Annotated in this window: 14 protein-coding genes, 1 tRNA gene, 1 rRNA gene and 1 riboswitch; of the genes, 7 read left to right on the plus strand and 9 right to left on the minus strand. The window is 72.8% G+C overall.

The window, feature by feature from the left end; genetic code table 11:
* Both ACH4E8_RS22340 and ACH4E8_RS22345 read right to left on the minus strand, forming a co-directional pair.
* Positions 1-292, minus strand: a 16S ribosomal RNA gene (locus ACH4E8_RS22340); the annotation flags it as partial.
* 619 nt (positions 293-911) lie between these two features.
* Complete coding sequence (locus tag ACH4E8_RS22345) at positions 912-1,490, minus strand: MarR family winged helix-turn-helix transcriptional regulator (protein ID WP_398450814.1); 579 nt, start codon at positions 1,488-1,490, stop codon at positions 912-914.
* Between the two features lie 147 nt (positions 1,491-1,637).
* Between ACH4E8_RS22345 and ACH4E8_RS22350 the strand changes: the two genes are divergently transcribed.
* On the plus strand, positions 1,638-2,915 hold the full coding sequence (locus tag ACH4E8_RS22350; RefSeq protein WP_398451289.1) for an MFS transporter: 1,278 nt from the start codon (positions 1,638-1,640) through the stop codon (positions 2,913-2,915).
* A 6-nt stretch (positions 2,916-2,921) separates the two neighbouring features.
* Here ACH4E8_RS22350 and ACH4E8_RS22355 read toward each other — a convergent pair whose 3' ends face one another.
* Positions 2,922-4,781 carry a SpoIIE family protein phosphatase gene (locus ACH4E8_RS22355; RefSeq protein ID WP_398450816.1) on the minus strand — a complete coding sequence of 620 codons (1,860 nt, stop codon included), beginning with the start codon at positions 4,779-4,781 and terminating at the stop codon, positions 2,922-2,924.
* 150 nt (positions 4,782-4,931) lie between these two features.
* A complete protein-coding gene (locus ACH4E8_RS22360; protein ID WP_398450818.1) occupies positions 4,932-6,452 on the minus strand; it encodes an NAD(P)/FAD-dependent oxidoreductase in 1,521 nt (506 codons plus the stop codon).
* 326 nt (positions 6,453-6,778) lie between these two features.
* Between ACH4E8_RS22360 and ACH4E8_RS22365 the strand changes: the two genes are divergently transcribed.
* Both ACH4E8_RS22365 and ACH4E8_RS22370 read left to right on the plus strand, forming a co-directional pair.
* On the plus strand, positions 6,779-7,672 hold the full coding sequence (locus ACH4E8_RS22365) for a TetR family transcriptional regulator (RefSeq protein ID WP_398450820.1): 894 nt from the start codon (positions 6,779-6,781) through the stop codon (positions 7,670-7,672).
* Between the two features lie 552 nt (positions 7,673-8,224).
* A complete protein-coding gene (locus ACH4E8_RS22370) occupies positions 8,225-10,444 on the plus strand; it encodes a sigma-70 family RNA polymerase sigma factor (protein ID WP_398450822.1) in 2,220 nt (739 codons plus the stop codon).
* Positions 10,445-10,492: 48 nt separating this feature from the next.
* Here ACH4E8_RS22370 and ACH4E8_RS22375 read toward each other — a convergent pair whose 3' ends face one another.
* Positions 10,493-12,640, minus strand: coding sequence for an asparagine synthase-related protein (locus tag ACH4E8_RS22375; protein WP_398450824.1), 2,148 nt, complete (start codon positions 12,638-12,640; stop codon positions 10,493-10,495).
* A gap of 1,306 nt (positions 12,641-13,946) precedes the next feature.
* Between ACH4E8_RS22375 and ACH4E8_RS22380 the strand changes: the two genes are divergently transcribed.
* The 4 genes from ACH4E8_RS22380 (at position 13,947) to ACH4E8_RS22395 (ending at position 19,531) form a co-directional block, all read left to right on the plus strand.
* A complete protein-coding gene (locus ACH4E8_RS22380; RefSeq protein ID WP_398450826.1) occupies positions 13,947-15,413 on the plus strand; it encodes an MFS transporter in 1,467 nt (488 codons plus the stop codon).
* Positions 15,414-15,604: 191 nt separating this feature from the next.
* Positions 15,605-16,837 (plus strand): L-2-hydroxyglutarate oxidase, encoded by a 1,233-nt coding sequence (lhgO, locus tag ACH4E8_RS22385; RefSeq protein ID WP_398450828.1) that lies wholly within the window; start codon positions 15,605-15,607, stop codon positions 16,835-16,837.
* Between the two features lie 463 nt (positions 16,838-17,300).
* Entirely contained in the window at positions 17,301-18,095 is a 795-nt protein-coding gene (gene trmB, locus ACH4E8_RS22390; RefSeq protein WP_398450830.1) for a tRNA (guanosine(46)-N7)-methyltransferase TrmB, read from the plus strand.
* Between the two features lie 116 nt (positions 18,096-18,211).
* Entirely contained in the window at positions 18,212-19,531 is a 1,320-nt protein-coding gene (locus tag ACH4E8_RS22395) for a PrsW family intramembrane metalloprotease (protein WP_398450832.1), read from the plus strand.
* A 287-nt stretch (positions 19,532-19,818) separates the two neighbouring features.
* On the opposite strand, the gene ACH4E8_RS22400 is transcribed toward ACH4E8_RS22395, so the two are convergent.
* From ACH4E8_RS22400 to ACH4E8_RS22415, 4 genes are all read right to left on the minus strand, one after another.
* Positions 19,819-20,817 carry a M23 family metallopeptidase gene (locus ACH4E8_RS22400; protein ID WP_398450833.1) on the minus strand — a complete coding sequence of 333 codons (999 nt, stop codon included), beginning with the start codon at positions 20,815-20,817 and terminating at the stop codon, positions 19,819-19,821.
* Positions 20,818-20,828: 11 nt separating this feature from the next.
* Positions 20,829-20,974: riboswitch (cyclic di-AMP (ydaO/yuaA leader) on the minus strand.
* A gap of 233 nt (positions 20,975-21,207) precedes the next feature.
* Positions 21,208-22,332 carry a PP2C family protein-serine/threonine phosphatase gene (locus ACH4E8_RS22405; protein ID WP_398450835.1) on the minus strand — a complete coding sequence of 375 codons (1,125 nt, stop codon included), beginning with the start codon at positions 22,330-22,332 and terminating at the stop codon, positions 21,208-21,210.
* Between the two features lie 147 nt (positions 22,333-22,479).
* A tRNA-Met gene (locus ACH4E8_RS22410) sits at positions 22,480-22,553 on the minus strand.
* 97 nt (positions 22,554-22,650) lie between these two features.
* A complete protein-coding gene (locus tag ACH4E8_RS22415; protein ID WP_398450837.1) occupies positions 22,651-23,397 on the minus strand; it encodes a MerR family transcriptional regulator in 747 nt (248 codons plus the stop codon).
* Between the last annotated feature and the right edge of the window lie 42 nt (positions 23,398-23,439).

Consider the following 23,439-nt stretch of genomic DNA (forward strand, 5'->3'; position numbering starts at 1 on the left):
TCAGGCCGGCTACCCGTCGTCGCCTTGGTAGGCCATCACCCCACCAACAAGCTGATAGGCCGCGGGCTCATCCTGCACCGCCGGAGCTTTCAACCAGAGAAGATGCCTTCCCCGGTATTATCCGGTATTAGACCCCGTTTCCAGGGCTTGTCCCAGAGTGCAGGGCAGATTGCCCACGTGTTACTCACCCGTTCGCCACTAATCCACCACCGAAGCGGTTTCATCGTTCGACTTGCATGTGTTAAGCACGCCGCCAGCGTTCGTCCTGAGCCAGGATCAAACTCTCCGTGAATGCTTACCCGTAATCGGGTATCACACACACGAGAGCGGAACCACCGGAGGAATAATCCGGACGGTTCACAGCGTCCTCGCTGTATTTGTGTGTTTCTTCAAAGGAACCTCATCCCCACAGCACAGAGACTGTGAGAACGGGGTATCAACATATCTGGCGTTGACTTTTGGCACGCTGTTGAGTTCTCAAGGAACGGACGCTTCCTTCGAGTCCCTCTCAGGACCCTCCGGGCTTTTCCCTTCGGTCTTGCGTTTCCGACTCTATCAGATCCTTTCGGGCCTGATTCCCGGTCGAAACTCGGGATTTTTGTCTTCCTGGCCTCTCGGCCGTTCCGACGTTCAAAACTCTAGCGGATTTCCTCCCCGACTCATAATCGAGTCGTTCGAAACAGATTTCGGCATGCCGAAATCATCCCGGTTGGGAGATCGTGCAGAGTTTTGGTTGCCGCATCAGCGGCGGGAGTGGCTGCCGCAGAACCGTTCCGGTCCCGTGACAACTCGAAGAACCTTACGGGCGGATGAAGGGGGTGTCAACTTCCGCCGACGGCCGTGCGCCGTGCCCCGACGGGTCGGGGGGATCGGCCCTCGTCGCCCCGTCCTGATCGACCCGTCCTGATCGTTCAGTCCAGGTCGGTCAGTCGACCGCCGGCGTCCGGCTGGGTGTGCTCCACCCGACGCAGGACGCGGATGAGGAGTTCACCGAGGACGCCCTTTTCCTTCGCCGAGAGGTCCTGGAGCAGGTCACCCTCGAAGTCGCTGGCCATGCGCATGGCCTCCTGCCACTTCGCGCGGCCCTCGTCCGTCAGCTCCACGATCACGCGGACGCGGTTGTTCTCGTCGCGGTCGCGGGTGACCAGGCCCTCCCCCGCCATGCGGTCGATGCGGTGGGTCATGGCGGCCGGGGTCAGTCCGAGGCGCTTGGCCAGCTCGCCGGGGCCCATTCGGTACGGAGCGCCGGCGAGGACCAGGGTCTTGAGGACCTCCCACTCCGCGTTGCTGATGCCGAGGTCCGCGACCTGTCGGCCGTACGCGACGTTCATGCGGCGGTTGAGCCGGCCGAGGGCCGAGACGACCTGCTCGACCTGGGGGTCGAGATCGCCGAATTCGCGCTGGTAGGCGGCGATCTGCTCGTCCAGGGTCGGCTCCTGGATGGGGTCCTGACCGGTCACTGCTTGGCCCTCGGGGCTCGCGGTAGGCATACGCCGCAGTATCGCACGCCGTTCATTGGCATTGAAGTCCTTCGCCATGTACTGTTAAGGATCTAACTTTACGTTTGAAGTCTTCAGGCTTCAGTCCTTCAGAGCTAACAAGGCAGGTGAGTGGTGACCAGGGAGATGGGCGCGGCCATGCGTCGGATCCAGGCAGGTAGCGCGCTGAGCGCGTTCGGACTCGGATTCACGGTTCCGTTTCTGTACATCTATGTGGCGTACGTACGGGACCTCGGGTCGACGACGGGCAGCATCGTCATCGGCGTCTTCGCCCTGGCCGCACTGATCGCCCTGCCCTTCGTCGGACGAGTGATCGACCGCCGGGGGCCGAAGCCCGTGCTGGTGGGGGCGTCCGTGGTGGCGTCGCTCGGTGCCCTGTTGTTCGGGCTGTCCCAGCACACCGTGACCGTGCTGCTGTCGGCGGCACTGCTCGGTGCGGGCACCGCGGTGACGCAGCCCGCGCTGGCCACGATGATCGTCTGGGCGTCGGACGCCACCAGCCGCACGCGCGCCTTCGCCTTCCAGTTCTTCCTTCAGAACGTGGGCCTGGGCGTCGGTGGTCTGATCGGCGGCAACATCGTCGACAAGAGCCGGGCGAGCACCTTCACCCTGCTGTTCAGCATCGAGGCCGTCATGTTCCTGGTGCTGGCGGCGATCATCCTGACGGTGAAGCTGGCCCGACCGGCGCCCGCTCCGGGTGCCGCGGCCCAGGGCGCCAAGGGCAACGGCTTCAAGGTGCTGCTGGAGCACAAGGCGATGGTGAAGCTGCTGGTGCTGGGCTTCATCCTCTTCTTCGCCGTGTACGGACAGTTCGAGTCGGGCCTGTCGGCGTACGGCACCGAGGCCGCCGGCATCGAGCCGTCGATGTTCGGTACGGCCCTGGCGGCGAACACCGCGGTCATCGGCATCGCGCAGTTCGTCATCCTGAAGTACGTCGACCGGTACAAGAGGACCCGGGTCATCGCCGCGGTCGGGCTGATCTGGGCGGTCGCCTGGGCCGCCGCGGGGTACGCGGGACTCGGCGCGACCAGCCAGGCGATGGCGACGGCCGCGTTCATCTCGACGTACGCGCTGTTCGGGCTCGGTGAGGCGATGCTCGCGCCGACCGTGGCGCCGCTGGTGGTCGATCTGGCCCCGGAGTCGATGGTCGGGCAGTACAACTCGGCGTTCGCGCTGGTCAAGCAGTTGGCGCTGGCGCTCGGGCCGGCGATCGGCGGGCCCATGGGGGCCGCGCTGCACGCTCCGTACATCGTGACGTTCGTGCTGTTCTCGCTGGCGATCACGGTGCTGGCGCTGCGGCTGGCCCGGCAGCTCACGCCGGTGCAGGACCGGCCGGTGCTCGCTGCGACGTCCAGGGTCGTGGCGCAGTACAAGCCGCCTGTCGAGCCCGCTGAGAAGGTGGGCACCGCCGCCTGACGGCGGTCACACGGGTCTGGGGAGTGCGAACTCGCACCAGACCGACTTGCCGCCGCCCGGGACGCGGCGGCTCCCCCAGGACGAGGCGATGGCCGCGACGATCGAGATTCCGCGGCCCGCCTCGTCTTCGGTTTCCGCCCGGCGGCGGCGCGGGAGGTGGTCGTCGCCGTCCGTGACCTCGATGATCAGCCGGCGATCGGTGCGGCGCAGCCGCAGGCGCATGGGCGGGGCGCCGTGCTGGAGGGAGTTCGCGACGAGTTCGCTGACCGCCAGTACGCCGAGGTCGTGCAGTTCGGGCGAGAAGCGCCAGGACGCGAGGACGCCGGAGGCGAAGGCCCGGGCGCGCGGCGCGGCTTCGACGCCGCCGAGCAGGTCGAGCGCCGCGTTGTGGAACAGTTCGGCCGCCGCGCCGGTGCGCACGGGGTGCTGGACGACGAGGACGGCGACGTCGTCGTCGTGTTCCGCGGTGATGTGCATGGCGCGGATCAGCCGGTCGCAGACGACCTGGGGCGTGCCGGTGGCGCCGGAGAGCGCGCGTTCGAGCGCGGCGACGCCTTCGTCGATGTCCTCGTCGCGCCGTTCGACCAGGCCGTCCGTGTAGAGGACGGCGCTGGAGCCGGGCGGGAGGTCGATCGTGCCGGAGGAGTGGAGCCAGCCGCCGGTGCCGAGCGGAGGCCCGGTGGGGTCCTCGGCGCGGTGCACCGTGCCGTCCGCGTGGCGCACGAGGACGGGGAGGTGGCCGGCGGAGGAGTACACGAGCCGGCCTTCGTTCGGGTCGTGGACGGCGTACACGCAGGTGGCGATCTGGCTGGCGTCGATCTCGGAGGCGAGGCCGTCGAGCAGTTGCAGCACTTCGTGCGGGGGCAGGTCGAGGCGGGCGTAGGCGCGGACGGCGGTGCGGAGCTGACCCATGACGGCGGCGGCGCGCACTCCGCGGCCCATGACGTCGCCGATGACGAGGGCGGTCCGGCCGCCGCCAAGGGTGATCACGTCGTACCAGTCGCCGCCGACGGCCGCGTCCTCGCCGCCCGGTTGGTAGGTGGCGGCGACGTGGAGGTCGTCGGGCTGCTCCAGTTCCTGCGGGAGGAGGGAGCGCTGGAGGGTGACGGCCGCCGCGCGCTGGCGGCGCTCGCTGGCGCGCAGGCGCTCGGCGGCTTCGGCGTGGTCGGTGACGTCGGTGGCGAAGACGAGGAGGCCGGTGGTGGAGGCGGCTTCCGACGGTCCTCGGCCGGTCGGGGTGTCCACGGGGAGGCAGGTCAGGGTGTACGAGCGGCCGTCGGGGGCCTTGCGGGACTTGACCGTGCGCTGCGTTCCGCTGCGCAGGACCTGGTCCATCAGCGGGGTCAGGCCCAGCTCGGCCAGTTCGGGGCAGACGTCGTCGGCGGCGCCGCCGACCGGGCGGGGGCCGAAGGCGGCGGTGTAGGCGTCGTTGACGTACGCGATGCGGTGCTCGGGGCCGTACAGCAGGGCGACGAGGCCGGGGATCCGGCCGAGGAGGTCGCGTACGGCGAAGTCCTCGGGGGCGGGGGCCGCGGGCGGCGCGGCGGCGTCGGCCTCCTGTGCGGCCGGGGCGTCGAACGTGCGGAAGATGGGACGGAGGCGGGCCGGGCGCAGCAGGCTGCCGCGGGCGGCGGGCACGGAGCTCTCGCCGCGGGCGTCGCTCCTGGACCGCTCGTCGTCGGCCTCGGGCCCGGCCCCGGCCGCTGCGCGGTCCTTGCCGCGGTCGGTGCTTCGGTCGGTGTCGTCCGCTCTGTTCTCCCCGCGCTGGGGCGGGCGGGGAGAGGAGGAGATCCCGCGGTCGGTCCTTCGCGCTGCGGCGCGGCGCTGTGTCCCGGGGAGCCTTGAGCTCCAACGCGTGAAGTTCACTGACTTTCAAGCCTCAATGGTGGTAGCCAAGGGTCACGAGGGTCACTCTGTGCAGATGTGAGCCCACCTATGGTCACACGTCCAGTGTGACCGTACGGACTGACAAGAGGTGTCGACCGGGCGGCTGCCGGGAGTCCGGCACATGGCCCGTCAGGTCTTTCTGCCGTCGTCGTCCGGTGCTTCGGGTGCGGTGTTCGGGCCGGCTGCCGGGCCGGTCGGCGGGGCGGTCGGCGGGGCGGTCGGCGGGGCGTGGTGTCCGTTGTTGCCGGGGCGGCCGCGGGCCGCCAGTTCGAACTCGGCCCGGGGGTGTTCCAGGGAGCCGAGCGAAACGATTTCCCGCTTGAACAGGCCAGCGAGGATCCACTCGGCGAGGATGCGCGTCTTGCGGTTGACGGTGGGCATGCGGTTGAGGTGGTACACGCGGTGCATCAGCCACGCGGGGTACCCCTTGAGTTTGCGACCGTACACATGGGCGACGCCTTTGTGCAGGCCCAGGGAGGCGACGGAGCCGGCGTACTTGTGCGCGTACTGCTTGAGGGGCCGGTCGCGCCGGGACGCGGCGACGTTGGCGGCGAGGACCTTGGCCTGGCGCAGGGCGTGCTGGGCGTTGGGGGCGCAGGTGGCGTCGGGGTCGTCGGAGGTGAGGTCCGGGACGGCCGCGGCGTCCCCGGCGGCCCAGGCGTGCTCGACGCCGGCGACGGCGAGTTCGGCGGTGCAGTACAGCCGGCCGCGGCCGTTGAGGGGGAGGTCGGTGGCGGCGAGCAGCGGCGACGGTTTGACGCCGGCGGTCCACACGACCGTACGGGCGGGGAAGCGGCTGCCGTCGCTGAGGACGGCGATCCGGTCCTCGCAGGATTCGAGCCTGGTCTCCAGGCGGACGTCGATGTTCCGGGCGCGCAGCTCGCGGACGGCGTAGCGGCCCATCTCCTCGCCGACCTCGGGCAGGATGCGTCCGGTGGCCTCGACGAGGATCCACTTCAGGTCCTGCGGCTTGATGTTGTGGTAGTAGCGCGAGGTGTAGCGGGCCATGTCCTCCAGTTCGGCGAGGGCTTCCACGCCCGCGTAGCCGCCGCCGACGAAGACGAAGGTCAGGGCGGCGTCGCGGATGGCGGGGTCGCGGGTGGAGGAGGCGATGTCCATCTGCTCGATGACGTGGTTGCGCAGTCCGATGGCCTCTTCGACGGTCTTGAAGCCGATGCCGTGGTCGGCGAGGCCGGGGACGGGGAGGGTGCGGGAGATCGATCCCGGCGCGATGACCAGTTCGTCGTAGGCGACCTCGACGGCGCCGGTGCCCTCCTCGTCGGTGGCGAGGGTGGTCACGGTGGCGGTGCGCTTGGCGTGGCTGACGGCGGTGACCTCGCCGACGACGACGGTGCAGCGGGAGAGCACCCGCCGCAGCGGGACCACGACGTGGGCGGGCGAGATGGAGCCGGCGGCGGCCTCGGGGAGGAACGGCTGGTACGTCATGTAGGGGTCGGGCGAGATGACCAGGACCTCGACGGTGCCGCGGGCCAGTTCCTGTCTCAGTTCCTTCTGGAGGTGCAGCGCGGTGTACAGCCCGACGTAGCCGCCGCCGACGACGAGGATGCGTGTGCCGTTCGCCGGGTCGGTGGGGCGCCCGGTCGGCGGGGTGTCGGGGGCCGCGCCCCGGGAGTTAGCAGCCGTCACCATCCCATGACGCATCGGTCCCCGGCGTTTGTCCACAGGCCCGGCAAATTGTGTGACCGGAGGTGTGGTGCTGCCGTACACTCCGCGGCTCGCGTGGACCGGGGAAGGTGCCCAGGTCAGGGGTGGCGAGGGGGGTGGCGGACGAGTACGCAAACGGGGGGCTTCCGGTCCTTGCTCCGATCGGGGGGCGCTCCGTGCGGAACTACCCCCTTCTGAATTGACCCGGGCTCAACTATGTTCGTACCTCGTCGGGGTGCGTGGTCAAGGCGCCGCCGGCAGACCAGGTGGGGAGGTCTCCGGGGGGAGACACAGTGACCGGGGGAACACGTATGACCATTCAGGATTCGCATTGGCAGGCCGCCGTTCCGCCTGTCACTGACGGCCACGGCACACCCGGCGTGCACGGTGCTCATCTCGGCGCGGACGGAAGCGGTGGAAGGGCCGGAACGGGCGGGACCACCCGTTCGGCGCCCTTGCGGGTGGATGCCCAGCGCAACTTGGAACACGTCCTGCGCGCTGCGCGGGAGGTCTTCGGCGAGCTGGGGTACGGCGCTCCGATGGAGGACGTGGCGCGCCGGGCCCGGGTCGGCGTGGGGACGGTGTACCGCCGGTTCCCCAGCAAGGACGTGTTGGTGCGGCGAATAGCCGAGGAGGAGACCTCCCGGCTGACCGAGCAGGCGCGCACCGCGCTGCGGCAGGAGGACGAGCCCTGGTCGGCGCTGGCGCGCTTCCTGCGGACTTCGGTCGCCTCCGGCGCGGGGCGGCTGCTGCCGCCGCAGGTGCTGCGGGTGCGGGTGGCCGCGGACGAGGCGGAGGACGTCGGCGGTCACCAGGGGACCGTGGACGCGGCCGGTGCGGCCGCCGCTTCGGGCGGTGATGGGCGGGACGAGACCCGGGTGCCGCAGCAGCGGGCCGGGGTGCAGCCGGCGGGCGGTCAGGTGCCCGGCGGGCCGGTGTCGAGCGCTCCCGAGCTCCGGGTGGTGGGGCCGCGGTCTCCGTCGTCCCACGAGGTGGACGACGCGGGCGCGGCCGAGCTGCTGGAGGTCGTGGGGCAGTTGGTCGACCGGGCGCGGGCCGCGGGAGAGCTGCGCGGCGACGTGACCGTCGCGGACGTGCTGCTGGTGATAGCCACGGCGGCGCCTTCCCTGCCGGACGCTGCGCAGCAGGCCGCCGCCTCGGCTCGACTGTTGGACATCCTGCTGGAGGGGCTGCGGCCGCGGTAGCGGTCGGGACGACTGCGCTTTGGGCGTGGCCCTGTGCGGGGGACGGAGCTGCGGTTTCCCGGCGGGGTGCGTTGGTCTGTGCGGGCCGGTGGTGGGCTTGTCGCGCAGTTCCGCCCCCTACGCCCAGAGGCGTGGGGGGACCCCCAGCGCCCCTGACATGCCCGCCGTTTCCCTGCGGGTGCGTTGGTCTCCGCGGGCCGGTGGTGGGCCGCAGACACCAACGCACACCGTAGGGAAGCAGCGGCTGCGTGCAGACGTGTAGGGGCTGTCCGGAGCGTGGGCGGGCGGCTCGGACGCCGGGGGGCCAACGGGCCGGGTGGGGGCGGCTGTTGGGAGGGGAGGGCCGGACGGCGGGGCGATCGCGGCCGGGGCGTAGGTCGTTGAGTATTACACTAATCGCCGATGGATAGCGCACGGTTTCGACAGAACTCCCCAGATGAGTGGTTGGCCAAGGCGTAGGTCCGTGCCCGCTGTCGCCGTGTGGCACGCTGGCCCGGTGTTCGTGTCCGAGGGTGCTGACGGGAGCGTCCGCGATGAACGAGGGCTTCCTCGATGAGCAGTGACGAGCGGGACGAATCGCTCGGCGGTGCGGACGGCGCGGAGGGCGGCGGCACGCCGTCCCGGCAGGTGCCCGAGCAGGGTGGGCCCGGCGGTGCGCGGTCGGGGGCGGCACGGGCTCCGGGGCTGCCCGGTCAGGTCGATCCGGCCGGTTCCGCGGACGCGACGGGTGCAGCCGAACCTTCCGGACCACCGGCGCCACCGACACCGTCGGGGTCTTCCGACCCGGCGGCGCAGTCCGGGCACTCGGTCCCGCCGCAGGGCACCAATGGAGTCAGGGCGGACGACGCGGAGGACACCGGCTGGGCGGACTCCGTTCCGGGGACGGCAAACGCATCGGGCGGCGCCCGTCCGAGTGGATCCCCCGGCGCAACCGGCGGTGCAGGCGGGACCGGCGCCGGCGACACGTCCGGGGCCGAGGCCCACGCCGTACCGCCGCAGCGCGAGGGCGGCAGCGCCGGTTCCGTCCTCCCCCCGCCGCGCGAGCTGCCGCCGTCCGACGCCGACTTGGTCCAGCGGATGCGCGACGGGGACAACGACGCGTACGAGGAGCTGTTCCGCCGCCACTCCGACGCCGTGCTGCGGTACGCGCGCACCTGCTGCCGGGACTCGCACACCGCGGACGACCTGACCGCCGAGGTCTTCGCCAGGACCCTGCAGGCCGTACGCGGCGGGGCCGGGCCTGAGCACGCCGTACGGGCCTATCTGCTGACCACGGTCCGCCGGGTGGCCGCGACCTGGACGAAGAGCGCCAAGCGGGAGCAACTCGTCGAGGACTTCGCGCTGTTCGCCGCGGAGGCGTCGCGCAGTTCGGACGGCGCGTCCGGGGAGACGATGGAGCTCGGGGCGGACGTCCGGGCGATGCACGAGGCGGAGCAGTCGCTCGCGATGCAGGCGTTCCGGTCGCTGCCGGAGCGCTGGCAGGCGGTGCTGTGGCACACCACCGTCGAGGAGGAGTCGCCCAGCGAGGTCGCTCCGCTGTTCGGGCTGACGGCGAACGCCACGGCGGTGCTCGCGAGCCGGGCCCGCGAGGGCCTGAAGCAGGCGTACCTCCAGGCCCACGTCAGCTCGGCGCTCACCTCCGGGGGCGACTGCGCCCGGTACGCCGACCGGCTCGGCGCGTACGCGCGCGGCGGGTTGCGGATGCGGGCCGAACGCGGGCTGCGCAAGCACCTGGAGGAGTGCGCCAAGTGCCGGCTCGCGGCCGGTGAGCTCCAGCACGTCAACGCCGGCATCCCGGCGCTGCTGCCGGTCGCGGTCATCGGTTGGTTCGCGGCGGGCTACGCGCTCAAGGCCGGCGGGGTGGTCGTCGGCGGTGCGGTGGGAGCCGCGGGCGCCGGTGCCGCCGCGGCCGCCACCAGCGGCGGCACCGGTGCGTCGGCCGGCGCGGCCGGCGGCGCCGCGGCGTCCGAGGGGCTGGGTGCACCGGCGAAGGTCGGCATCGGGGCCGCGGTCGCCGTCGCCGCTGCCGCCGGGCTGGTGTGGGCGTTCACCGGGAGCCCGAAGCCCGCGGAGCCCGAGGCGAAGCCGCCCGCCGTGCAGCCCGTGCTGCCGGCCCCGCAGGCCCCGAAGCCACCGGCGCCGAAGCCGACGCCGCCGAAGCCGAAGCCCGTACCGCCGGCGCCCAAGCCTTCGCCCAAGCCCAAGCCCGTACCGCCAGCGCCGAAGCCTTCGCCCAAGCCCAAGCCGACCCCGCCGAAGCCCACTCCGCCCGCGCCGTCGCCGACCCCGACGCCCAAGCCGACCCCGCCGAAGGAGCGGCCGAAGCCTAAGCCCGAGCCGCGGGTGTACCAGGTCAATCGGCTCGAATACAGCATCTTCGGCGACCACACCGGGCCCGAGGTGGTGCTCGGGCAGAGCAGTTGGATCTGGCAGCGGTGGGGTCTGAAGATCGACGGGCAGAGCTACAGCCACGGGGTGACCGTGCGGGCGCGCTCCTCGGTGACGATCGAACTCAACCGCGCGTGCACCTCCTACGCGGCGAAGGCCGGCGTGGACGACCTGACGCTGGGGCTCGGCAAGATGCGGTTCTCCGTCTACGGGGACGGGGAGTTGCTGTGGCGCTCCCCCGTCGTACGGGGGAAGGAGCCGGCCGTGCCGGTGCAGGTCTCCCTCGTCGGGCGCAAGAAGCTGCGGCTGGTCGTGGAGCCGCACTCGCCGTGGAGCGAGATGACGTTGGGCGCGTGGGCGGACTCCCGCATCGCGTGCAACTGACGCCCCGGGCCCCCGGCCCCCGAAGCGTGACGCGTGAAGCGTGACGCGTCAGGAGCGGATCGACGGGCGGGGCGGTACGCCAGCGGCGACGGCGCGCTGCCGGGGCGCCGCGCTGCCCGTCCAGCAGGTGCCGCGGCGCGACAGCAGCCGGCGCAGCCACAGTTCGGTGGAGACCAGGTCGGCGAGGCCGTCGAGCGGCACAGGCTCCCCGTCGGCCGCCGCGCGCAGCGCCTTGCGGACCACCCTGGCCTCGATCAGCCCGGCGTCGGCGAGCAGTGGTGCGTCGAAGAGGGCGAGCAGCGTCGGCAGCGCCGCGCGCAGCCCCTTGCGGGCGCCCGCGACGGAGGTGGTCTGCCCGGGTGCGGCGCCCCAGCCGGCCGGCAGGTCGTGGACGCCCGCGCCGGCGAGGACGGTGCGCAGCACGTCCGCGCGGGCGCCGGGCCGCACCCGCAGCGCCTCGGGCAGGTCGCGGCAGGCGCGGACGACCTGGTTGTCGAGGAAGGGCGCGTGGACGCGTTGGCTGCGGACCTCGGCGGCCTGCTCCAGGATGCGGTGGTCGAAGGCGTGCCGGGCGAGGGCCGCGCGGGCGCGCGCCTCCCCGGGCCGCTGGACGACGACGGGCCGGGTCGCGGCGCTCATCAGCCGAACCGATACTTCGGCCAGCGCCTCTCCCGTCAGCCACCGCACCGCGGGCCCGGGCCGGGACCAGGTCAGTGCGGCGAGAGAGGCGTCCAGGGGGCTGGTGCCGTCGGAGCCGTGGGGGTCCCCCCACGCCCTTCGGCCGTCGGGGGACCCGCTGCGGCCGGCCTCCAGCAGTCGGTCGGCCGCCGTTTCGAGGCCGGTGCGGTAGGGCGTACGGGCGAGGCGGCGCGCGGCGCGGTAGATCTGGAGCGGTACGAACAGGGCCTGCGGCGTGGCGCCTTCGGCCCGGGCGAGCGCGGTGACCGGGCGCAGCAGGTGCCGGCGTCTTCGGTCGAGCAGCAGGTCGGCGAGGCGGGCCGGGTGGGCGTCGAGCACCTGGCGGGCGCCGGCGCCGGTGAGGTGGTCGGCGCTGCCGGAGGCGAGGCGCACCCGGTGGCGTTCGGCGGTGACGAGGGAGGGTGCGGGCTCGTCGGTGAGGGGGCCGTTGTCCAGCCGGGCGTACGGCAGGGCTTCCTCCCCGGCCGGGACGACGACGTGGTGCAGCCGGGGGTTGGCGCCCATGGCGCGGGCCCGTTCCAACTCGGGCTCGATGCCGGGTTCGATGCCGGGTTCGGTGAGGTCGTTGAAGGTGACGGCGAGGAGGCGTTCACCGGCGCCGGCACCGCTGCCGACGATCGTGCCGGGGACGCCGGGCAGACCGGCGGCGAGCAGCGCGAGGGTGCCGGACGCGCTGCCGCCGGAGAGGTCGGCGCCGATGCCGGGAGCGGGGGCGCCACGGCGGGCGCGCCGGTCGGCGGGGCCCATGCCGGGCACCGGCCCGGGGTCCGGGGGCATGGTCTGCGGGGCGTGGCGCGGGGCGGTGAGCCGGGCGCGGACGGCTTCGACGAGGGCGTCGCGCACTCCTTCGACCGCGAGGTCGGGGTCGATCTGCGGGCCGGTGACGGCGAGGGAGGCGACCGGTTCGTAGCCGATGATCTCGCGGGAGCCCTCGCGCAGGATCAGGGCGTGGCCGGGCGGGATGCGCTTGACGCCCTCGTACGGGGTGGAGTCCCGCAGCGCCTCCGGGGTCTCGGGGCAGGCCAGCACGGCGGCCAGGTGGCCGATGTCGAGTTGGGCACCGATGAGGTCGGCGAGCGGGAGGGCGGCGGTGGCGTACGCGGTGCCGTTCTCCCACGGGGTGTGGAAGACGGGGCGGGCGCCGGCGAGGTCACCGAGGACGGTGATGCGGCGGCCGGAGCGGACGACGGCGGAGTAACTGCCGGGCCAGGCGGTCAGATGGCGCAGGGCGCCGCCGCGGGCGGAGAGGAGGCCGGCGCGCAGCTCGGCGTCGGAGGCGGCGCAGCAGCCGAGGACGGCCATCGTGGTGGACTCGTCGAGGCTGACGACCCGGACCTCGTCGGGGCGCCAGTCGCCGACGGCCCAGAGGGGGTCGGGGTCGCCCCACAGGAGTTGGGAGCCGACGGGCTGGACGGAGCGCCCCTCGTCGGCGGCGCCGACGGCCCCCGCCGTGCCGAAGTTCGCGGCGACACTGCTCCAGCCCACCAACCACCGCATCGCCGTTTCGCCTCCACAAGCTGTGGACAACCGGGTGCCGAACCCGGGTCGTTCGGGAACATGCTGCCACGAAGGAGACGCGACGAACGGGCCCCGGGTCGCACGCGCAAAAAGTGAAGGAGCCGGTGGAGGCGGGGGCCTGGTGGGGCATCACGGGACGGCAGCGACATCACGCCGGCCGCATAGCCGGACAAACAACACCAGAGGAACAGTCGATATCCGGCCATTCTCAGAAGGCGCGAGCTCCGCTCTTTGGGCACGGAGAGCTCCCGGACCGGTGGATGACCGTCCGGATCGCCCACCGCGGCGGACCGTGGAGCTGCCGGCGGTACGGGGTGCTTCGCCCCGCTTCAGCATGAATTCGGAGACCGAGGGTCGGAGCCGGCTAGAGGCCGGAGGTCGGCGGTCGGCGGTGGGCAGTCGGGGTCGGCGGTCGGCGGGAGTTGGAGCTCGGCGGGCTCCTCCTCGTATCCGTGCTCCGATCCGTTCTCCGGTTCCGTTCTCCCATCTGATCTCGCGCTTGATCCCCGATCCGGCCCTGGAGCGGCTCCGAGTCCGGGTCCGTCCCGGCCTGCCCGGATCCCCGGTGGACGCGCAGTGGAGGGGCGCGCGGTGAGGCCGGTACGCCGGGGTGTGACGCGCGTGCGCTGACGGGGCGGCGCGGGCCCGGGTACGAGCGACGGTCCGGGAGGCGCCGCACGCCCCCCGGACCGTCCGCCGCCCGCGGGGATTGAAGGCGGCGGTGTCCCCCAGCCCGCTGGGTCCAGTACGCAGCGGGCCGACCCACGCGTCTTTCATGGAAGCGCCGGCCCCCGCCCCCGGCGAGAGCGCACGGGCGGGCGCACGGCCACACGGCGGGAGCACGCCCGGCACGCCACGGAGACGGCCCGGAGCAGTGCGGGAGCGCGCGCGGCACGCGACAGCACACGGCGGCACGGGCGCAGCACGGAAGGAGCGCAGGAGCGACGCGGGGGCGCGCTGCCGGCGGTCCGCTCCCACCTGGCAACCACTCGCCAACGGCGGCGTGTTCACCGTGCGTCTCCACCCGTCCAGATCGCCACGCGCAACTTTCCCGCCATCCGGAACACCGCCTCTTAACGGTCGGGATCCGGCGAACTACGCTGGGTTTACTGATGTTCTGAACCGATGGGCATATTCCGATGGGCTCGGCCAGGCGCTTTTGCAACCGGGCCCCGGGGCGGGGTGGGCAGCCGTGCTCCCGGACGTGGCCGTCGGCGAGGACCCGGTACGAATGCCGTGCGCCGGACGGTGACGCGGCGGCCGTCTGTGTGTCGAGGGGTGGCGCATGTCCAGGGAGCAACGCGGGCCGAACGAAAAGCTCGGCACCGTTCTCGCCCTCGCGGGAATCAGCAACGCCGGACTCGCCCGGCGCGTCAACGACCTCGGGGCGCAGCGCGGTCTGACCTTGCGCTACGACAAGACGTCGGTGGCCCGCTGGGTGTCGAAGGGCATGGTGCCGCAGGGCGCCGCGCCCCACCTCATCGCAGCCGCGATCGGCTCCAAGCTCGGCCGTCCCGTGCCGCTGCACGAGATCGGCCTCGCCGACGCCGACCCGGCCCCCGAAGTCGGGCTCGCCTTCCCCCGCGACGTACGCGCGGCCGTGAAGTCGGCCACCGACCTCTACCGGCTGGACCTGGCCGGCAGACGAGCCGGCAGCGGCGGGATCTGGCAGTCCCTGGCCGGATCCTTCGCGGTGAGCGCCTACGCCACCCCCACCTCCCGCTGGCTGATAACGCCCGCCGACGCCTCGGTGGAGCGCATGCCGCCGGAGGGCGGCGGCGGCCCGGGCGCCGATGGCGGCGGGCCGGTGTCCCCGTCCCCCGACGAAGCCCCCACCCGGGTGGGCCACAGCGACGTCGGCAAGCTGCGCGAGGCCGCGGAGGACGCCCGCCGCTGGGACTCCAAGTACGGCGGCGGCGACTGGCGTTCGTCCATGGTCCCCGAGTGCCTACGGGTCGACGCGGCGCCCCTGCTCCTCGGCTGGTACTCGGACGAGGTCGGCCGGGCCCTGTTCGGCGCGACCGCCGAACTGACCAGGCTGGCCGGGTGGATGGCCTTCGACACCGGCCAGCAGGAAGCCGCCCAGCGCTACTACATCCAGGCGCTGCGCCTCGCGCGCGCGGCGGCCGACGTGCCGCTCGGCGGGTACGTGCTGGCGTCCATGGCGCTCCAGGCGATCTACCGGGGCTTCGCGGACGAGGGCGTCGACCTGGCGCAGGCCGCCCTGGAGCGCAACCGGGGGCTCGCGACGGCGCGCACCATGAGCTTCTTCCGCCTGGTGGAGGCGCGGGCGCACGCCAAGGCGAACGACGCGCCCGCGGCGGGCGCCGCCCTGAAGGCGGCCGAGGGCTGGCTGGAGCGGGCCCGCGAGGGCGACCAGGACCCGACCTGGCTGGGCTTCTACACCTACGACCGGTTCGCGGCGGACGCGGCCGAGTGCTACCGCGACCTCGGCTCGCCGCGCGCGGTGCGCCGCTTCACGGAACAGGCCCTGTCCCGGCCGACGGACGAGTTCGTCAGGTCGCACGGGCTGCGGCTGGTGGTCGGCGCCTTCGCCGAGTTGGAGTCGGGGAACCTGGACGCGGCGTGCGCAGCCGGCACCCGGGCCGTGGAGGTCGCGGGCCGCATCTCCTCGGCACGCACGACCGAGTACGTACGGGACCTGCTGCACAGGCTGGAGGCGTACGGGGACGAGCCGCGGGTGGCGGAGCTGCGGGAGCGGGCCCGTCCGCTGCTGATCGCCCCGGCGTAGCCCGGTCCCCGTGCGCCGAGGGGTAGGTGCGGGTTGCGAGGAGCGGGCGTGGGATGAGCGGCCCCCGGTGTCATGGGTGACACCGGGGTCGCCAGGATTGTTGATGCTGTTGGGGCTACGGGTGCACTCGGTCCGCCGCACCGGCGGCACTGTCAGTGGTCGGGTGCACCATCGGGGTGGGAGGTGGCGCGGTGACGGGGACGTCCGGGCGGACCGGGGGGACCGGGATCGGCTTCGACTGCGACGTGCTGGTGGTCGGCGGCGGGATCGTCGGCCTGTCGACGGCGTATGCCCTGACGCGCTCGGCGCCCGGCACCCGCGTCGTCGTCCTGGAGAAGGAGCCTGCCCCGGCGCGCCACCAGACCGGCCGGAACAGCGGCGTGATCCACAGCGGGATCTACTACCGCCCCGGCTCGCTCAAGGCGCGGTACGCGACGCGCGGCGCGGCCGAGATGGTGAAGTTCTGCGCGGAGCACGGTCTACCGCACGCGGTCACCGGCAAGCTGATCGTCGCCACCCGGCGCGACGAGCTGCCCCGGCTGCACGCACTGGTCCAGCGCGGCCGCAAGAACGGCATCCCGGTGCGCGAGCTGGGGCCGGCGCAGATCACGGAGTACGAGCCCGAGGTGCGGGGCCTCGCCGCGATCCACGTCGGGACGACGGGCGTGTGCGACTTCGCCGCGGTCGCCCGGGCACTGGGCGAAGCGGCGGGGGCGGCCGGTGCGGAGGTCCGGTGCGGCGAGGAGGTCGTCGCGGTGGACCGGCGGCCCTGGGGCGTCGCGGTCCGCACCGCGTCCGGCGCGGTCGTCCGGGCCCGCGCCATGGTGAACTGCGCGGGGCTGCACAGCGACCGGCTGGCCCGGCTGACCGGGGACGACCCCGGCGTGCGGATCGTCCCCTTCCGCGGTGAGTACTACGAGCTGGCGGACCCCTCGCTGGTGCGGGGCCTGGTGTATCCGGTGCCGGACCCGGCGTTCCCGTTCCTCGGCGTCCATCTGACCCGCGGTCTCGACGACCACGTCCACGTCGGCCCGAACGCCGTCCCGGCGCTCGCCCGCGAGGGGTACGGCTGGGGCGTGGTGCATCCGCGCGAGCTGGCGGCCACCTCGGCCTGGCCCGGTAGCTGGCGCATGGCCCGACGCCACTGGCGGTACGGGGCGGGCGAGCTGCGGCGCTCGCTGTCGAAGCGGGCGTTCACGGCGGCGGTGCGGGAGCTGCTGCCGGCGGCGGAGGAACACGGCTTGCGGCGGGCGTCGGCGGGGGTGCGGGCGCAGGCGGTGGGTCGGGACGGGGCGCTCGTGGACGACTTCCTGATCCATGAGACGAACAGGGTCGTGCACGTCCTCAACGCGCCCTCACCTGCGGCGACGTCCAGCCTCCCGATCGGCCGCGCCCTCGCGTCCCGCGCCCGAAGCCACCTCTAGCCCTGCGGCCCGCCTGTAGCTGCTCGCGCAGTTCCGTCCCCTGACGTACCCGCCGTTTCCCTGCGAGTGCGTTGGTCTCTGCGGCCCGTCTGTGGCTTGTCGCGCAGTTCCCCGCGCCCCTAAAAGCCCCTGCCCTGCGGGCACGAGGAACCCGCCTACGCCAGGAGGGCACGAGGGACCCCAGCGCCCCTAATTGCACGCACCCGCGCCGTACAGGGAACGAAGCTCGGCGTCTGCGGGCCGGCCGTCCCCTACGCCCGCAGGGCGTGGGCTTTTAGGGGCGCGGGGAACTGCGCGATCAGCCACAGACGGGCCGCAGACGCCCGCGCACCGCAGCCGGCGCGGCGCAACCGCGGTCCCAGAAGCGGAGCCGCAGGCGCAAGCGCGGTCCCAGGAGCGGAGCCGCAGGCGCAAGCGCGGAGCCGCAGGCGCAAGCGCCCGCGGGTCGTAGGATTGGCGCATTGTGTCGAAGCTGCGCCATCACACCCCAGAAGAAGCCTCCGCTCCCAGTCGGGACCGGGGCGAGCCCCGTTTCCCCGGCGGACCCGCCGCCGACCCCGCCGGGTCGCACCACGAGCGGCGGATCAGGAGTTTCCAGCCGCGGCGGAGCCGGGTGACCACCGGGCAGGAGGACGCGCTGCGGCGGCTGTGGGGCGCCTGGGGGCTGGACATCGACGGACGGCGGGTGCTCGACCTCGCCGAGATGTTCGACGGGCTGCCCGTCGTCCTGGAGATCGGCTTCGGGATGGGCGAGGCCACCGCCCAGATGGCCGCCGCCGACCCCCGCACCGGAATCCTCGCCGTCGACGTGCACACCCCCGGCCAGGGCAATCTGCTGGGCCTCGCCGAGCGGAAGGGCCTGACGAACGTCCGGGTGGCCAACGGCGACGCGATCATCCTGCTGCGCGAGCAGCTCGCGCCGGGCGCCCTCGACGGGATGCGGGTGTACTTCCCGGACCCCTGGCCGAAGAAGCGCCACCACAAGCGCCGACTGATCCAGCCCGAGTTCCTGACCCTGGCCGCGCGCTGCCTGAAGCCCGGCGCCGTACTGCACTGCGCCACGGACTGGGAGCCGTACGCGGAGCAGATGCTGGAGGTGCTCTCGGCGCACCCGGACTTCGAGAACGCCTGCGCCGACGGCGGCTTCGCGCCGCGGCCCGAGTTCCGGCCCCGCACCCGGTTCGAGGGACAGGGGCTGGACAAGGGGCACGTCGTACGGGACCTCCTCTTCCGGCGCGTGGCGCCCACGGCCGCCTAGGTCCTGCCTACGGGGCCGACGCAGGGTCGCAGCGAAGCCCCCGCCCGGCCGTTCCCGGTCACACGGAGACCGATTCCGCCTCGCCCACTGTCAGTGGTCCTCGTTAGGGTCGTGGAGTGTCCCAGCCGCCGCCCCCGCCCCGGTCCGCGCCCCAGCAGGCGCAGCCGGTGTTCGACGCGCTGCCCGAGCGCTCCCGCTGGCGCTACAAGCCCCGTCGCGCCTCGCTGCTGTGGCGCAACAGGGCCATCCGCATCGGGGTGCTGATCACGCTGCTCGCGCTCTGCGGGCTGGTGATCCTCGCGCTGGTGCGGGAGCAGACGGGCACCCGGGGCTTCCTCGTCGGCCTGGGGCTCGCCACGCTGCCCGTGCCGCTGCTGCTCGCCGCGTTCCGCTGGCTGGACCGGGTCGAGCCGGGCCCCTGGCGCCACCTCGCCTTCGCGTTCGCGTGGGGCGCGTTCGCCGCCGCCCTGGTCGCACTCACCGCGAACACCTTCGCGGCCCGCTGGATAGCGACCGCCACCGCCGACCCGTCGAGCGCGGACACGCTCGGCGCGACGGTGGTGGCCCCGGTCGTCGAGGAGAGCGCCAAGGCCGCGGCCGTCTTCCTGCTCTTCTTCTTCCGCAGACGGGACTTCACGGGCCTGGTCGACGGCGTCGTGATCGCCGGCTTCACCGCGACCGGCTTCGCCTTCACCGAGAACATCCTCTACCTCGGCCGGGCCTTCGACGACGACCAGTCGACGGGCTCGGACGGCTTCGAGTCGATGACGGCGGCGACGTTCTTCGTACGGATCGTCATGTCGCCGTTCGCGCACCCGCTCTTCACGGTGCTCACCGGCATCGGCTTCGGGCTGGCGGCGCTGGCGGCCCGCCGGCGCAAGTTCCGCCGCACCGCGCTGCCGCTGCTGGGGCTCGTCCTCTCCATGGGCATGCACGCGCTGTGGAACGGCTCGGCGTCGATGCTCGGCCCGTACGGCTTCTACGCGGTGTACGCGCTGGTCATGGTCCCGGTCTTCGGGCTGCTGACGTGGCTGACGATCTGGTCCCGGCAGCGGGAGTTGCGCACGGTCTCGTCGGCGCTGCCGGCGTACGCGGCCGCCGGCTGGCTGGCGTCCGCGGAGCCCCCGGCGCTGGCCTCCATGCGGGCGCGCACCGCGGCCCGTGACTTCGCCCGGCGTACGCAGGGGCCGGCGGCGGCGCACGCGGTGGCGGAGTACCAGCGCTTCGCGACCTCGCTCGCCTTCCTCCGCCACCGGGCGCAGCGCGGTGCGGTCGACCCCGACTTCGTCGCACGGGAGCAGGAGTTGCTGCACCACATGTGGCGGCGCAAGGAGGTGGCGAGCCCGGCACTGACGTACGCGGCGCGGTCGACGGGCGCGGTCTGGGTGCCCCCGCCGTACCGGGACTACGAGGGCTACAACCCGTACCGGGTGTGACGCGGACCCCCCGAAGCCCGGGCGCACGCACCCGTGCGCACGCAAAAAGACCGACGGCCCTGGCGTCGGGGGGTGACACCAGGACCATCGGCGATTCAGGGACGACGGCGTACGACGAGGCCGAGCCAGGTCAGGCCGAGCAAGGCGGGACGAGGCAGTGCAGGGCGGCCCGCCGAAGACGCCCGAGCCCGCACACCAGCCGAAGCTGGCAGCTCAAGAACTCACGGGCCCCGGCGCACCGCACCACTCGTCACAGCCGTCGCGCTGAGCGCCATGCGCTCAGCGACTCAGACCGAGAGGCCCTTGCTCTGCAGCCAGGACGCCGGGTTGATCGTGGCGCCGCCCGGGGTCTTGACCTCCATGTGCAGGTGCGCACCGGAGACGTTGCCGGTCGCGCCCACGCGCCCGACGCCGTCGCCCGCGACGACCTTCTGGCCCGCGCCGACGCTGACCGACGACATGTGGGCGTACATGATCTCGGTGCCGTCGTTCAGCTCCAGGATGACCTGGTAGCCGTAGGCCGGACCGGACCAGCCGGCGGACTTGACCGTACCGGCGCCCACGGCCTTCAGCGGGGTGCCCGAGGAGGCGACGAAGTCAAGGCCGGTGTGCTGGCCGGAGGACCACATGGAGCCGGACTGGCCGTACGTCGCCGAGATGCTGTACGAGGAGAGCGGCAGCGCGAACATCTTCGCGAGCTTCGCCTTGCGCTCGGCCTCCGCCTTGGCCTTGGCCTCTGCTTCGGCCTTCTTCTTCTCGGCCTCCGCCTTCGCCTTGGCCTTGGCCTGGGCTTCCTTCTCGGCCTTCTCCTTCGCGGCCTTGTCGGCGGCGGCCTGCTTCGCGGCCTCGGCCTGGGCCTGCTGCTGCTCGGCCTGCTGGAGGATGCGGGAGCGCAGGGCCTCGCCGGCGCCGCCTTCGGCGGTGGCGCCCATGGCCATCAGTTCGCTGGCGCCCTCGGTGGACTGGTCGTCACCGGACGGGTCGTCGTTCTTGTCGTCACCGCCCCCGAGACCGTCGGGGAGGGAGATGGAGACCGGGGGCTTGTTCTGCGCGGTGGCGATGCCGCCCGCGCCGACCGCCGCGATGACACCGACGCCGAGGACGGTGGAGCTACGGGCGAAGGCCCTGCGCTGCTGGCGCAGGACGCGGTGGCGGCCGCGCGACGAACCGACGGTCTCCGCGCTGGGGTTCCACTCGCCGTACGAGCGCTCGGCCCCGTTTTCGCTGAAGGCACCGGTCCTTGAGGACCCGGCAGGAGCTTCCGGGGCAGGGCTGTTGGACGCCACTGAGGCGTACTCCTTTCCTTCCTTCTCGCCTACCGGGTTAGCTGACGGGTTCGGAGCAGGAAGGTCTCCTACGGAACGCTTCGCAGGCTGCGAAGCATCCGATTCACCCCAAGAGGTGGTTCCCCGGTTCCCTTGCGGGATTCGGCGCGTGCGCACGGCGTCGCCCTGACGGCGACTGGGACGACCGCGCTGCGTTATCGAACGTTAATAGACAGGGGGACCGTATTCCAAGCCGGTCCCCATGATCGTTAACGATGATCGCGGAACCAACCGGGACACAAGCGGCCGGATTCGGGCGACTTGAGCGGCCCGAACGAGGTTTAATCGGCACCGCACCCTCGCCATGCCCCTGACAGCACGTCATATCGCGCGCTCCGAGCAGCCGTTCGACTACGCTGCGTGGAGCCTCGACGGGAGGGCAGCGGGCCGGGTGACCGCCAGCAGCGCCATGTCGTCCGTGGAGCCGCCTCCGGTGTGCCGGCGCACGTCGTCGATGAGCGCGTCCAACAGCTCCCCGGGCCCCGGGAAGGCCCGCCCGAGCAGCCGGCTGCCCGGTTCGTAGAAGGCCCCGGAAGCGTCCCGCGCCTCCGAGAGCCCGTCGGTGTAGAGCAGCAGCGTCGCCCCCGGCGGCATCGGGTGCTCCTCCACCCGGTCCGGCCACTCCCCCAGCGCCCGCATCCCGAGCGGCAGCGCGGGTTCCTGCGGCGCCAGCCGCCCCAACTCCCCGTCGTCGCGGAGCAACAGCGGCTCCGGGTGCCCGCGGTTCACCAGCCGTACGACCCCCCGCCCGTGCGGGATCTCCGCGATCACCGCGGTGGCGAACCCCTCGAAGGAGTCCACGTCACCCTCCCCCCGCCGCCCCGCCTCCCGGGTCAGCGCCCGCTCCATCCGCTCCGCCACCCCCTCCAGGGCGCCCTCCTGCTCGGCCGCCTCCCGGAACGAGCCGATCAGCACGGCCACCGCCTCCACCGCGCCGAGCCCCTTGCCCCGCACGTCCCCGACCACCAGCCGTACCCCGTGCGGGGTGTCCTGCACCGCGAAGAGGTCACCGCCGATGAACGCGTCCGCGAGCGCCGCCTCGTACCGGGCCGCGATCCGCAGCCCGCCGATCTCCTCGGCGGGGGTGGGCAGCACGGCGCGCTGCGCGGTCTCGGCGATCACCCGGGCGGAGGCCAGCCGCTCGTTGCTGCGCGCGACGACCCGGTTGATGAAGAGCGCGAGCGCCGAGACCGTGACGACGGTGGTCAGCTCGGTGTACGCCTGGGTCTGCCCGATCGAGTGGTTGTAGACGTCCAGGGCCAGCTCGGTCAGCACGGCGAAGGCGCCGGTCGCCAGCGTGACGGACCACGAGAAGAACGGGGCGGCGATCAGCGGGGCGGCCGTGAACATCGGCACCGCCGTGAACTTCCCCGGGGTCGAGAGGTCGTAGACCACCCCGACGATGATCATCAGCGCCGGCAGCATCCGCGCGAAGCGCCGGGCACCGAAGTTGTTCCGCTGCTCTTCCTCCGCCACGGGTGCTCTCCTCCCCCCTCAGCCTCGGGGCGGGGGGCGCGGACGGCGAGCCGGCTGGGCCGGCCGGGGGACGCCCGTAGGGCCAGAGACCCGGGAGGGAACGACTACGGCCCGGCACTCTTTCGAGTGCCGGGCCGTGGCCTTCAGTAGCGGGGACAGGATTTGAACCTGCGACCTCTGGGTTATGAGCCCAGCGAGCTACCGAGCTGCTCCACCCCGCGTCGGTGAACACAACTCTACGCCATCCGGAGCAGTGCTCGCGACCACCGGGCCCCCGACCGGCGGGGCCCGGTGCTCAGGCAGTGCTCACGGGGGGACTCAGTCGGTGAGGTTCCGCTCCGCGTACGCCGCCATCGCGTCCCGCACGAAGGCCGCCGTCCCCTCGCCGTGCCGGTCGTAATTGCGCCCGAAGCGCGGATCGGCGACGTACATCTCGCCGAGCCCGGCGAAGTGCGCCTTCGACGGGGCGCCCATCAGGGACTGCCAGGCGTACATCCGCCGGGTGACCTCCTGCGCCACCTCGCCGTCGGCCGGCTGCCCGGCCCTGAGCGCCCGCGCGTAGTCCCGGGCGATGTCGTCGTGGGCCCGCTGATGGTCCCGGCGCTCCTGCTCGCTCAGCGAACGCCAGGTGCGGTCGCTGCGCCGCCAGGCGTCGGCGCCCCAGCGCTCGGTCACCTCCTGCTCGTACTGCGTGTGGTCGAAGCCGTCGAGCACGTCCTCAGCCATCAGTTCCTCCCCTCGTTCGGTCTTGTGCAGGGTGGTCCGCACCGAGGCGATCTGCCGCCCGATGCGTTCGCGCTCCAGCTCCAGCAGCCCGAGGTGGGCGCGGAGCGCGGCGGCCGTGTCCCGCTGGCCCGCCAGCACCTCGGCGATGGCGGGCAGCCCGAGCCCCAGCTCGCGCAGGAGCAGGATCCGCTGGAGGCGCACCAGCTCGTCGGGGCCGTAGTAGCGGTAGCCGTTGGCACCGACCCGGCACGGCTCCAGCAGCCCGATGTCGCCGTAGTGCCGCAGGGTGCGGCTCGTCGTGCCGGCGCGTCGGGCGACTTCTTGGATCGACCACTCCATGACCTGAACGGTAGAACTTGACGTTACGTAAAGGTCAAGCCG

The organism is Streptomyces sp. NPDC017979 (genome assembly GCF_044328175.1).
In the GTDB taxonomy this organism is placed as follows: domain Bacteria; phylum Actinomycetota; class Actinomycetes; order Streptomycetales; family Streptomycetaceae; genus Streptomyces.

Coding starts and splice junctions, on each gene's coding strand:
- ACH4E8_RS22345 (WP_398450814.1), bottom strand. CDS start 1,490: ATGCCTACCGCGAGCCCCGAGGGCCAAGCAGTGACCGGTCAGGACCCC.
- ACH4E8_RS22350 (WP_398451289.1), top strand. CDS start 1,638: ATGCGTCGGATCCAGGCAGGTAGCGCGCTGAGCGCGTTCGGACTCGGA.
- ACH4E8_RS22360 (WP_398450818.1), bottom strand. CDS start 6,452: ATGGTGACGGCTGCTAACTCCCGGGGCGCGGCCCCCGACACCCCGCCG.
- ACH4E8_RS22365 (WP_398450820.1), top strand. CDS start 6,779: ATGACCATTCAGGATTCGCATTGGCAGGCCGCCGTTCCGCCTGTCACT.
- ACH4E8_RS22370 (WP_398450822.1), top strand. CDS start 8,225: ATGAGCAGTGACGAGCGGGACGAATCGCTCGGCGGTGCGGACGGCGCG.
- ACH4E8_RS22375 (WP_398450824.1), bottom strand. CDS start 12,640: ATGCGGTGGTTGGTGGGCTGGAGCAGTGTCGCCGCGAACTTCGGCACG.
- ACH4E8_RS22380 (WP_398450826.1), top strand. CDS start 13,947: ATGTCCAGGGAGCAACGCGGGCCGAACGAAAAGCTCGGCACCGTTCTC.
- ACH4E8_RS22415 (WP_398450837.1), bottom strand. CDS start 23,397: ATGGAGTGGTCGATCCAAGAAGTCGCCCGACGCGCCGGCACGACGAGC.